Below are 11,531 nucleotides of genomic sequence, written 5' to 3'. Positions count from 1 at the left end.
TGGCTGGGGTACGAGGATTCGAACCTCGGAATGCCGGAATCAGAATCCGGTGCCTTACCGCTTGGCGATACCCCAACTGGGTGCACTTACAAGGTAAGCGTCTTGAATAAATTGGCTGGGGTACGAGGATTCGAACCTCGGAATGCCGGAATCAGAATCCGGTGCCTTACCGCTTGGCGATACCCCAACAAATTGGTTTGTGAATTTGCCGAACGCATTCGACACATTCAGAATTTGGTGGCTACGACGGGATTCGAACCTGTGACCCCATCATTATGAGTGATGTGCTCTAACCAACTGAGCTACGTAGCCAGATTGTTTCTTCGATGGCTGGGGTACCTGGATTCGAACCAGGGAATGCCGGTATCAAAAACCGGTGCCTTACCGCTTGGCGATACCCCATCCGTACAACGCTTTCTGGTGAATGGTGCGGGAGGCGAGACTTGAACTCGCACACCTTGCGGCGCCAGAACCTAAATCTGGTGCGTCTACCAATTTCGCCACTCCCGCAAAAAAGATGGTGGCTACGACGGGATTCGAACCTGTGACCCCATCATTATGAGTGATGTGCTCTAACCAACTGAGCTACGTAGCCATCTTTTTTTTCGCGATACCTTATCGGCGTTGCGGGGCGCATTATGCGTATAGAGCCTTGCAGCGTCAACCTCTTTTTCAAGGAAAATTGCTCGAAAGTGACTGTTTGGTTAGGTTGCGAACAGCGTGGCGCTATATTCGTCAATTATTGTTTACTTTGTGTTTTTTCCCCACCCTACAGCCATTCTTTTGTCATACAGGATGAAATTCGGAATTCAACAATAGTGGTAGGAAATTAATCTATGAAATACTGGCCCGTTGCAACAGGACAGGGCAGGGATCGCTACGCCTGCATCTCTGCTACCACTTCAGGCGATTTATTGAGGGAATACTATGCTGCGTTTTATGACGGCGCTGATGGGTGCGTTATTACTCATGCAATCTGCGTTTGCCGATACGGTCAAACCGGAAATCGGTAAATATGTTTATGGCTATCGTGGGCAGGAAGGCGCTGTGGTGTGGATGATGCGGATAGGGCCGAAAGCCTCTAATGAAGCCCTCATTCAGGTATCGCATGTTGATAATGACATCGATGGCCAGATTTTTCGCTGTAAAGTGAAAGCATTACAGGAAGGTGAAAAATCCTATACCGCCGTAATTAAGGGCAAATCTTTTGAGTTATTACGCCTGAAAGAGGGGAATGGCAGCCTGCATATTCCGGATGAGCAGGCGACCTGGTCGGTGGCCTACAGTGATGAGTTGTCAAACAGTGATGTGGCAAACCCGGAACATTTCCTTACTGCATATCAGAATCAACAAGCAGCTCAATAACTGAAACAGCCCCGGATTTCTCCGGGGCAGTACCGCATTTCTTACTTATACGCCGACTGGTGAACACCAACCGCACGACCAGACGGATCGTCCATTTTCTTGAACGCCTCATCCCACTCAATCGCTTTAGCGGAAGAACACGCGACGGAAGGACCGCCCGGTACGCACTCTGCGGCGCTCGGAAGCGGGAACAATTCTTCAAAGATTTCCCGATACAGATACGCTTCTTTTGAGGTCGGCGTGTTGTACGGGAAGCGGAAACGGGCAGTTTCGAGTTGTTGATCAGAAACCTGCTGCGCCGCCACTTCTTTCAGAGTGTCTATCCAACTGTAACCGACGCCATCGGAGAACTGCTCTTTCTGCCGCCAGGCCACGCTTGCAGGCAGATACGCTTCAAAACATTCACGCAGGATGTGTTTTTCCATTTTGCCGTTACCGCACATTTTATCCTGTGGGTTAATGCGCATCGCCACATCAAGGAATTTTTTGTCGAGGAACGGAACGCGTGCTTCCACGCCCCAGGCTGACATCGCTTTGTTGGCACGCGCGCAGTCATACATATGCAGGGCCAGCAGTTTACGCACCGTCTCTTCATGCAGTTCTTTAGCGTTCGGCGCTTTGTGGAAGTAGAGATAACCGCCAAACACTTCATCAGAACCTTCACCGGACAGTACCATTTTAATGCCCATCGCTTTGATCTTACGCGACATTAAATACATCGGTGTTGAAGCGCGAATAGTGGTCACATCATAGGTTTCAATGTGGTAAATCACGTCGCGGATGGCGTCCAGACCTTCCTGTACAGTGAAGTGAATTTCATGATGCACAGTGCCCAGATGGTTTGCCACTTCCTGGGCTGCCTTCAGATCCGGTGAACCCGGCAGACCTACAGCAAAGGAGTGCAGCTGCGGCCACCAGGCTTCAGAGCGTTCCTGATCTTCCACGCGACGGGCGGCGTATTTCTTGGTGATCGCGGAAATAATTGAGGAATCCAGACCACCAGAAAGCAGCACACCGTAAGGCACATCAGACATCAGATGGCTTTTAACGGAATCTTCCAGTGCCTGACGCAGCTCGTTTTTGTCGGTCACGTTATCTTTCACCGCATCGTAGTCGAACCAGTCGCGGTGATAATAAGAACGGATTTCGCCGTCCTGACTCCACAAATAGCTCCCCGCCGGGAACTCTTTAATCGTGCGGCATACCGGCACCAGGGCTTTCATTTCTGAGGCCACATACAGCTGACCATGTTCGTCATAGCCCATATACAGTGGGATGATCCCCAGATGATCGCGACCAATCAGATACGCATCTTTTTCGCTGTCGTACAGGGCAAAAGCGAACATGCCCTGCAAATCGTCGAGAAATTCCGGCCCTTTTTCCTGATACAGCGCGAGGATCACTTCACAGTCAGACCCGGTCTGGAACTGGTAACGATCGCCATATTCAGCGCGCAATGCCTGGTGGTTGTAGATTTCACCGTTTACTGCCAGCACATGAGTTTTTTGTTGGTTGTAGAGAGGTTGCGCCCCCGCGTTAACGTCAACAATGGACAGACGTTCGTGGGCGAGAATGGCGTTATCGCTGGCATAAATACCGGACCAGTCCGGGCCACGATGACGCATCAGGCGTGACAGCTCGAGTGCTTTCTTACGCAGCTCAACTGCGTCTGTTTTGATATCGAATACGCCAAAAATTGAACACATAACCTTCTCCGTTAACCTGGTATTTGTTGCTTGTTGTGTTTGCTTGTTTAAAAAAATGCCGCAAAGCAGCACTGTGCGCAAGCGATTTGGCAGGGGGGGAATAAAAAACGTAATGGTGATTGCTGATTGATGAAAAAAGGTAGGGTGTAGAGGCATGTTTATTGATGGATCGATAATTTTTTGCAGGTTTTATTGAATGGGCGAGTTTTGGTAAGCGGTAAAAATAAGAAACCACGCCCTGAGGCGTGGTTTCTATTCAGATAACGTCGATTTCAGCGACTGACGGGTAAATCCAGCTTGGGCGGAACGGCATACTGTCGATATCGTCGAGCGATGAAACACCAGAAAGCACCAGAATCGTCTCCAGACCGGCCTGGAAGCCCGCCAGAATGTCGGTGCGCAAGTTATCGCCGACAATCACCGTTTCTTCCGAATGCGCCTGCATTTTGTTTAATGCTGCGCGGATGATCCACGGACTCGGCTTACCAACATAGAACGGTTTACGTCCGGAGATTTTTTCGATCCCCGCGCATAGCGCGCCACAGGCCGGATAAAAACCGCGCCCGTGGGTGTCCGGGTTGGTGGCGATAAAGCGTGCACCGTTAGCGACGAAATAGGCTGCTTTATGCATCATGTCCCAGTTGTAGGAACGCGTTTCGCCAACAATCACAAAATCAGGGTTCACATCGGTAATAGTGAAACCGGCTTTGTACAGTTCATGAATCAGTGCGCCTTCGCCCACCACATACGCTTTCTTGCCTTCCTGGCGACGCAGGAAATCGGCGGTCGCCATCGCGGAGGTATAAAACACGCTGTCCGGCACATCGACACCCGCAGTGGCAAAGCGGTTCGCCAGATCTTGCCCGGTCTGCGAAGGATAGTTGGTCAGCAACACCAGCGGCAGGCCTTTATCCATAATCCCGTGCAAAAATTCCGCTGCACCCGGTACGGCGACGTTATCGTGCATCAGCACGCCGTCGATATCGCAAATTACATTTTTAATGGTCATGGACTACCCAGAATATTGACAACAATAAGCGCCACTATAAAAGCACATTAATTTTCCAGCAAATGCTGGAGCAAAATACCGTTGAGCATGGCGCGTTTTACCAGCGCAAAAGCGCCGATTGCCGAGCGGTGATCCAGCTCAGAACGTACCACGGGCAGATTGGTGCGAAATGCCTTCAATGCTTGGGTATTAATGCAGCTTTCAATAGCAGGGAGCAGCACTTTATCGGCTTCGGTGATCTCACCTGCGATAACAATTTTTTGCGGATTAAATAAGTTGATAGCAATGGCGATGGTTTTACCCAGATGACGACCGACATACTCAATCACTTCCGACGCCAGACCGTCGCCTTTGTTCGCGGCTTTGCAGATAGTTTTGATGGTGCAGTCGTCCAGCGGCACACGGCTCTGGTAGCCCTGCTTTAACAGATTCAACACCCGTTGTTCAATGGCAGCGTTGGCGGCGATAGTTTCCAGACAACCGAAGTTGCCGCAGTGGCAGCGTTCACCCAACGGTTCGACCTGAATATGACCAATTTCACCGACGTTGCCGTTGCGCCCGATAAAAATGCGCCCGTTAGAGATAATCCCTGCCCCGGTTCCGCGATGCACACGCACCAGAATGGAGTCTTCGCAATCCTGGCTTGCACCGAAGTAGTGCTCTGCCAGTGCCAGACTGCGGATATCGTGGCCGACAAAACAGGTCACTTTAAAACGTTCTTCCAGTGCTTCTACCAGTCCCCAGTTTTCTACCTGAATATGCGGCATGTAATGAATTTTGCCACTGTCCGGGTCAACAAGCCCTGGCAGGATCACGGAAATGGCGATCAGCTCGCGCAGTTTGCGCTGGTAGCTATCAATAAACTGAGCAATGGCATTCAGTAGGGCATGTTCCAGCGTCTGCTGGGTACGTTCTGGCAGCGGGTAATGTTCTTCTGCCAGCACTTTGCTGCTGAGATCAAACAGGGTGATGGTGGCGTCGTGACGACCAAGCCGTACGCCGATTGCGTGGAAATTGCGGGTTTCGGTGACAATGGAGATAGCGCGGCGGCCCCCGGTGGAGGCCTGCTGATCAACTTCTTTGATCAGCCCGCGTTCGATAAGCTGACGCGTAATCTTGGTTACGCTGGCGGGGGCAAGCTGGCTTTGCTCGGCAATCTGAATCCGCGAGATTGGCCCATACTGGTCAATCAGGCGATAAACCGCCGCGCTGTTAAGCTGTTTTACGAGATCAACATTACCTATCTGAGCTTGTCCGCCTGGTGTCATACTTTCTCTTATTGAGTTACGACCTCGTTACCGTTAACGATGGTCTTGGTGATTTTAAAATCAGGTGTGAATGCAGTCAGGTTGGCTACTTTACCAGCGGCGAGCGTGCCGAGACGTTTTTCAACGCCAATCGCACGCGCCGGATAGAGCGTCGCCATACGCAGCACTTCATCCAGTGCGATACCGCAATGTTCGACCAGATTACGCACGCCTTCAATCATGGTTAAGGATGAACCGCTTAACGTACCATTCTCATCCACACAAAGTCCGTTACGGTAGTATATTGTTTTACCCGCAAAAATGAACTGTTCAATGTTGGCACCTGCTGGCGCGGTGGCATCGGTAACCAGACACAGTTTGTCGCCTTTCAGACGTTTAGCGTTACGAATGTTGGCGTAATCAACATGCAGGCCATCAGCGATAATACCGCAATAAATGTCGGCTTCGTCGAGGATAGCGCCCGCCAGGCCCGGTTCACGACCGGTAATATACGGCATCGCGTTGTACAGATGGGTGGCAAAGGTAATCCCCGCGCGGAAACCGGCTTTTGCTTCTTTCAACGTCGCGTTGGAGTGACCGGCAGAAACCACAATCCCGGCATTTGCCAGTTTACTGATCACTTCTGCTGGAACCATTTCCGGTGCCAGCGTCACTTTGGTAATGACGTCGGCGTTCTCACACAGGAAATCGACCAGCGCGGCATCGGGCTTACGCACAAAATTCGGATTATGGGTGCCTTTTTTCACCAGGTTTAGCCACGGACCTTCCAGATGCAGACCTAACGCCTGATTCGGATGTTTTGCCAGGTACTCGCGCATTACGCGCACGCCCTGTTTCATCAGTTCATCGCTGGTAGTGATAAGCGTCGGCAGATAGTTGGTACAGCCCGATTTCTCATTGGCTTTCTGCATGATTTCCAGCGTTTCCACGCTGACCGCCTCTGCGGTATCGTTAAACTGCACGCCGCCACAGCCGTTTAATTGCACATCGATAAAACCGGGGGAGAGAATGGCCCCGTTCAGTGAACGTTGTTCGATCTCTGGCGGCAGTTCCGCTACCGGACAGACGCTTTTAATCAGGCCATCAGCGATAACAACCGCGTGGTCATCAAGAAATTCGTGGCCGGTAAAGATTCGGCCCTGGGTTAATGCATACATTCTGACCCCCGATTTAAAAAAATATTGCCCTGAGCAATGCGTCAGGGCAGGGATAATAATTACAGACCTTTGATATTTTCTGCTTCTAACTCATTGAAATATCTTAAAGTCTTAACTTTCAGCTCCATGGTGGAAGGTTCATCGCACACCATGATGGCTTTCGGATGCAGTTGCAGACAGCTGATGGTCCACATGTGGTTCACGCAACCTTCAACGGCGGCTTGCAGCGCCAGTGCTTTCTGGCTGCCCAGCACCAGAATCATTACTTCTTCGGCATCCAACAATGTACCAACACCGACAGTCAGGGCATATTTTGGCACCTGATTGACATCGTTATCAAAGAAACGAGAGTTCGCGACGCGAGTGTCATGAGTCAGGGTTTTGATACGAGTACGAGAAGCCAGAGAAGACGCTGGTTCGTTAAATGCAATATGACCGTCGTTACCTACACCGCCCATAAACAGATGAATTTTTCCGTAAGAACGGATTTTTTCTTCATACTGGCGGCACTCGGCGTCGATATCCGGGGCGTTGCCGTTGAGAAGATTGATGTTTTCTGCTGGAATATCAACGTGATCGAAGAAGTTACGGTGCATAAAGCTGTAGTAGCTTTCCGGATGCTCTTTCGGCAGACCGACATATTCGTCCATGTTGAAGGTGACAACGTGCTTAAAGCTGACCTGGCCTGCTTTATGCATTTCGACTAACGCTTTATAGGTGGTCATCGGCGTGCCGCCAGTCGGCAGGCCCAGAACAAACGGACGATCGGCAGTCGGTTTGAACGCATTGATACGATTGACGATATGGCGAGCAGCCCATTTGCCGACCTGTTCAGCGGTAGTCAGGGGGATCAGTCTCATTATTCACCTCAGTAAGTAAAATGTAAGCCGTTGGCGGATTAGGCATCTTTAAGCGTAACCTGGATTTGCGCAGACAGGCGTCAATCCGACCTGATTTTTTGAATGATAAAATAAGTTTTCTGGTTTAGCCAGTAAAAGGGAGTGATGATAACGATATTTGGTGACAAAACTCACAAAAGACACGCGTTTAATTTGCGATACGAATTAAATTTTCACACACTCTGTAGCAGATGATCTAACAATCTGATTACAGAACATCGGCAGTACAATTTGCAGCAAAATAAAAATACGGCTTTAAACGAGCCAAATAGGGTTCTCGTAGGGGGAATAAGATGAATATTTTAGGTTTTTTCCAGCGACTCGGTAGGGCGTTACAGCTCCCTATCGCGGTGCTGCCGGTGGCGGCACTGTTGCTGCGATTCGGTCAGCCAGATTTACTTAACGTTGCGTTTATTGCCCAGGCGGGCGGTGCGATTTTTGATAACCTCGCATTAATCTTCGCCATCGGTGTGGCATCCAGCTGGTCGAAAGACAGCGCAGGTGCGGCGGCGCTGGCGGGTGCGGTCGGTTACTTTGTGTTAACCAAAGCGATGGTGACCATCAACCCAGAAATTAACATGGGTGTACTGGCGGGTATCATTACCGGTCTGGTCGGTGGTGCTGCCTATAACCGTTGGTCCGATATTAAACTGCCGGACTTCCTGAGCTTCTTCGGCGGCAAACGTTTTGTGCCGATCGCCACCGGCTTCTTCTGCCTGGTGCTGGCGGCCATTTTTGGTTACGTCTGGCCACCGGTACAGCACGCTATCCATGCAGGCGGCGAATGGATCGTTTCTGCGGGCGCGCTGGGTTCCGGTATCTTTGGTTTCATCAACCGTCTGCTGATCCCAACCGGTCTGCATCAGGTGCTGAACACCATCGCCTGGTTCCAGATTGGTGAATTCACCAACGCGGCGGGTACTGTTTTCCACGGCGACATTAACCGCTTCTATGCCGGTGACGGCACGGCGGGGATGTTCATGTCCGGCTTCTTCCCGATTATGATGTTCGGTCTGCCGGGTGCAGCGCTGGCGATGTACTTCGCAGCACCGAAAGAGCGTCGTCCGATGGTTGGCGGTATGCTGCTTTCTGTTGCTGTTACTGCGTTCCTGACCGGTGTGACTGAGCCGCTGGAATTCCTGTTCATGTTCCTTGCACCGCTGCTGTACCTCCTGCACGCACTGCTGACCGGTATCAGCCTGTTTGTGGCAACGCTGCTGGGTATCCACGCGGGCTTCTCCTTCTCTGCGGGGGCTATCGACTACGCGTTGATGTATAACCTGCCGGCCGCCAGCCAGAACGTCTGGATGCTGCTGGTGATGGGGGTTGTGTTCTTCGCTATCTACTTCGTGGTGTTCAGTGTGGTTATCCGCATGTTCAATCTGAAAACGCCGGGTCGCGAAGATAAAGAAGACGAGATCGTTACTGAAGAAGCCAACAGCAACACTGAAGAAGGTCTCAATCAACTGGCGACCAACTATATTGCTGCGGTTGGCGGCACTGACAACCTGAAAGCCATTGACGCCTGTATTACTCGTCTGCGCCTGACGGTGGCTGACTCAGCTCGCGTCAACGATGCGATGTGTAAACGTCTGGGTGCTTCTGGGGTGGTAAAACTGAACAAACAGACTATTCAGGTGATTGTTGGCGCGAAAGCGGAATCCATTGGCGATGCAATGAAGAAAGTCGTTGCCCGTGGTCCGGTAGCAGCCGCCTCTGCTGAAACTGCGCCTGCAACTACCGTGCCTGTAGCAAAACCGCAGGCCGTACCAAACGCGGTGTCTGTCGCGGAGCTGGTATCGCCGATTACCGGTGATGTTGTGGCGCTGGATCAGGTTCCTGACGAAGCATTTGCCAGCAAAGCGGTGGGTGACGGTGTGGCGGTGAAACCGACGGATAAAATCGTCGTATCGCCAGCCGCAGGGACAATCGTGAAAATCTTCAACACCAATCACGCGTTCTGCCTGGAAACCGAAAAAGGCGCTGAGATTGTCGTCCATATGGGTATCGACACCGTAGCGCTGGAAGGCAAAGGCTTTAAACGTCTGGTGGAAGAGGGGGCGCAAGTAAGCGCAGGGCAACCGATTCTGGAAATGGATCTGGATTACCTGAACGCTAACGCCCGTTCGATGATTAGCCCGGTGGTTTGCAGCAATATCGACGATTTCAGCGGCCTTATCATTAAAGCTCAGGGTCATGTTGTGGCGGGTCAAACGCCGCTGTATGAAATCAAAAAGTAATCTGCTTCATGCCTGATGCGACACGGCAGCGTCGCATCCAACAATAAAAAGCGGCAGGGATCTTCTCTGCCGCTTTTTTTTTCAACAATCATCCCCATAATCTCTGTTAGATTATCAATTTTAAAAAACTAACAGTTGTCAGCCTGTCCCGCTTATAAGATCATACGCCGTTATACGTTGTTTACGCTTTGAGGAATCCACGATGAGTGAGGCAGAAGCCCGCCCGACTAACTTTATCCGTCAGATCATCGATGAAGATCTGGCCAGTGGTAAGCACACCACAGTACACACCCGTTTCCCGCCGGAGCCGAATGGCTATCTGCATATTGGCCATGCGAAATCTATCTGCCTGAACTTCGGGATCGCCCAGGACTATAAAGGCCAGTGCAACCTGCGTTTCGACGACACTAACCCGGTAAAAGAAGATATCGAGTATGTCGATTCGATCAAAAACGACGTAGAGTGGTTAGGTTTTCACTGGTCTGGTAACGTCCGTTACTCCTCCGATTATTTTGATCAGCTCCACGCCTATGCGATCGAACTGATCAATAAAGGCTTGGCGTATGTTGATGAACTGACACCGGAACAGATCCGCGAATACCGTGGCACCCTGACTCAGCCGGGTAAAAACAGCCCGTACCGCGACCGTAGCGTTGAAGAGAACCTGGCGCTGTTCGAAAAAATGCGTACCGGTGGTTTTGAAGAAGGTAAAGCCTGCCTGCGCGCGAAAATCGACATGGCTTCGCCGTTTATCGTGATGCGCGATCCGGTGCTGTACCGCATTAAGTTTGCTGAACACCACCAGACCGGTAACAAGTGGTGTATCTACCCGATGTACGACTTCACCCACTGCATCAGCGATGCGCTGGAAGGTATTACACACTCTCTGTGTACGCTGGAGTTCCAGGATAACCGTCGTCTGTATGACTGGGTACTGGACAACATCACCATTCCTGTTCACCCGCGCCAGTACGAATTCTCGCGCCTGAATCTGGAATACACCGTGATGTCCAAGCGTAAGCTGAACCTGCTGGTGACCGACAAGCACGTTGAAGGCTGGGATGATCCGCGTATGCCGACTATTTCCGGTCTGCGTCGTCGTGGTTACACGGCGGCTTCTATTCGTGAGTTCTGCAAACGCATTGGCGTGACCAAGCAGGACAACACCATTGAGATGGCGTCGCTGGAATCCTGCATCCGTGAAGATCTCAATGAGAATGCTCCGCGCGCAATGGCGGTTATCGATCCGGTGAAACTGGTTATCGAAAACTATCAGGGCGAAGGCGAAATGGTTACCATGCCGAATCATCCGAATAAACCGGAAATGGGCAGCCGTCAGGTGCCGTTTAGCGGTGAGATTTGGATCGATCGCGCCGATTTCCGCGAAGAAGCTAACAAGCAGTACAAACGTCTGGTGCTGGGTAAAGAAGTGCGTCTGCGTAATGCTTACGTCATTAAGGCAGAACGCGTGGAGAAAGATGCCGAAGGCAATATCACCACTATCTTCTGTACTTATGATGCTGACACCTTAAGCAAAGATCCGGCAGATGGTCGTAAAGTCAAAGGTGTTATTCACTGGGTGAGCGCGGCACATGCGCTGCCGGTAGAAATTCGTCTGTACGATCGTTTGTTCAGCGTGCCGAACCCAGGTGCTGCGGATGATTTCCTGTCGGTGATTAACCCGGAATCGTTGGTGATCAAACAGGGCTTTGCTGAACCGTCGCTGAAAGACGCGGTAGCGGGTAAAGCATTCCAGTTTGAGCGTGAAGGTTATTTCTGCCTCGACAGCCGCCATTCTACGGCGGAAAAACCGGTATTTAACCGCACCGTTGGGCTGCGTGATACCTGGGCGAAAGTAGGCGAGTAGTTTTAAGTTCTACCAGGCCG

8 protein-coding genes and 6 tRNA genes are annotated in these 11,531 nt (G+C 51.2%); 3 read left to right on the top strand and 11 right to left on the bottom strand.

The annotated features are described in order from the left end of the window. The 6 genes from BEB42_RS20375 to BEB42_RS20350 form a co-directional block, all read right to left on the bottom strand. Positions 1-75 (bottom strand) — tRNA-Gln (locus BEB42_RS20375). A gap of 37 nt (positions 76-112) precedes the next feature. Next, a tRNA-Gln gene (locus BEB42_RS20370) sits at positions 113-187 on the bottom strand. A gap of 48 nt (positions 188-235) precedes the next feature. Beyond that, positions 236-312: transfer RNA gene (locus BEB42_RS20365), tRNA-Met, on the bottom strand. A 15-nt stretch (positions 313-327) separates the two neighbouring features. Next, positions 328-402: transfer RNA gene (locus BEB42_RS20360), tRNA-Gln, on the bottom strand. Positions 403-425: 23 nt separating this feature from the next. Continuing rightward, positions 426-510: transfer RNA gene (locus BEB42_RS20355), tRNA-Leu, on the bottom strand. Between the two features lie 8 nt (positions 511-518). Further along, a tRNA-Met gene (locus tag BEB42_RS20350) sits at positions 519-595 on the bottom strand. A 332-nt stretch (positions 596-927) separates the two neighbouring features. Here BEB42_RS20350 and BEB42_RS26320 point away from each other — a divergent pair. After that, entirely contained in the window at positions 928-1,365 is a 438-nt protein-coding gene (locus BEB42_RS26320; RefSeq protein ID WP_000943490.1) for a hypothetical protein, read from the top strand. A gap of 41 nt (positions 1,366-1,406) precedes the next feature. On the opposite strand, the gene asnB is transcribed toward BEB42_RS26320, so the two are convergent. The 5 genes from asnB to nagB form a co-directional block, all read right to left on the bottom strand. Beyond that, a complete protein-coding gene (asnB, locus tag BEB42_RS20335) occupies positions 1,407-3,071 on the bottom strand; it encodes an asparagine synthase B (RefSeq protein WP_000337077.1) in 1,665 nt (554 codons plus the stop codon). Between the two features lie 256 nt (positions 3,072-3,327). Beyond that, entirely contained in the window at positions 3,328-4,080 is a 753-nt protein-coding gene (nagD, locus tag BEB42_RS20325; protein WP_000153129.1) for a ribonucleotide monophosphatase NagD, read from the bottom strand. Between the two features lie 47 nt (positions 4,081-4,127). Further along, positions 4,128-5,348: a DNA-binding transcriptional regulator NagC gene (gene nagC, locus BEB42_RS20320; protein ID WP_000187590.1), complete on the bottom strand. Its 1,221-nt coding sequence runs from the start codon at positions 5,346-5,348 to the stop codon at positions 4,128-4,130. Positions 5,349-5,356: 8 nt separating this feature from the next. After that, the gene (nagA, locus tag BEB42_RS20315; RefSeq protein ID WP_000271153.1) at positions 5,357-6,505 is read right to left on the bottom strand and encodes an N-acetylglucosamine-6-phosphate deacetylase; all 1,149 of its coding nucleotides are present in this window, start codon (positions 6,503-6,505) and stop codon (positions 5,357-5,359) included. Between the two features lie 59 nt (positions 6,506-6,564). After that, the gene (gene nagB, locus BEB42_RS20310; protein ID WP_001237072.1) at positions 6,565-7,365 is read right to left on the bottom strand and encodes a glucosamine-6-phosphate deaminase; all 801 of its coding nucleotides are present in this window, start codon (positions 7,363-7,365) and stop codon (positions 6,565-6,567) included. A gap of 332 nt (positions 7,366-7,697) precedes the next feature. Between nagB and nagE the strand changes: the two genes are divergently transcribed. Then, positions 7,698-9,644 (top strand): PTS N-acetyl glucosamine transporter subunit IIABC, encoded by a 1,947-nt coding sequence (gene nagE / locus BEB42_RS20305; protein ID WP_001023131.1) that lies wholly within the window; start codon positions 7,698-7,700, stop codon positions 9,642-9,644. A 202-nt stretch (positions 9,645-9,846) separates the two neighbouring features. Further along, complete coding sequence (gene glnS / locus BEB42_RS20300) at positions 9,847-11,511, top strand: glutamine--tRNA ligase (protein ID WP_001287134.1); 1,665 nt, start codon at positions 9,847-9,849, stop codon at positions 11,509-11,511. Positions 11,512-11,531: the final 20 nt, after the last annotated feature.

The sequence above is a fragment of the Escherichia sp. MOD1-EC5990 genome, assembly GCF_002965285.1.
Lineage (GTDB): Bacteria > Pseudomonadota > Gammaproteobacteria > Enterobacterales > Enterobacteriaceae > Escherichia > Escherichia coli_F.
Note: the sequence above shows the minus strand (reverse complement) of the source record. Positions and strands in the feature narration are given on the sequence as shown.

Bases quoted from the DNA above. Each gene is read 5' to 3' on its own strand.
- nagD (WP_000153129.1), bottom strand. From the start codon at position 4,080: ATGACCATTAAAAATGTAATTTGCGATATCGACGGCGTGCTGATGCAC.
- nagA (WP_000271153.1), bottom strand. From the start codon at position 6,505: ATGTATGCATTAACCCAGGGCCGAATCTTTACCGGCCACGAATTTCTT.
- nagE (WP_001023131.1), top strand. From the start codon at position 7,698: ATGAATATTTTAGGTTTTTTCCAGCGACTCGGTAGGGCGTTACAGCTC.
- glnS (WP_001287134.1), top strand. From the start codon at position 9,847: ATGAGTGAGGCAGAAGCCCGCCCGACTAACTTTATCCGTCAGATCATC.
- nagB (WP_001237072.1), bottom strand. From the start codon at position 7,365: ATGAGACTGATCCCCCTGACTACCGCTGAACAGGTCGGCAAATGGGCT.
- nagC (WP_000187590.1), bottom strand. From the start codon at position 5,348: ATGACACCAGGCGGACAAGCTCAGATAGGTAATGTTGATCTCGTAAAA.
- asnB (WP_000337077.1), bottom strand. From the start codon at position 3,071: ATGTGTTCAATTTTTGGCGTATTCGATATCAAAACAGACGCAGTTGAG.
- BEB42_RS26320 (WP_000943490.1), top strand. From the start codon at position 928: ATGCTGCGTTTTATGACGGCGCTGATGGGTGCGTTATTACTCATGCAA.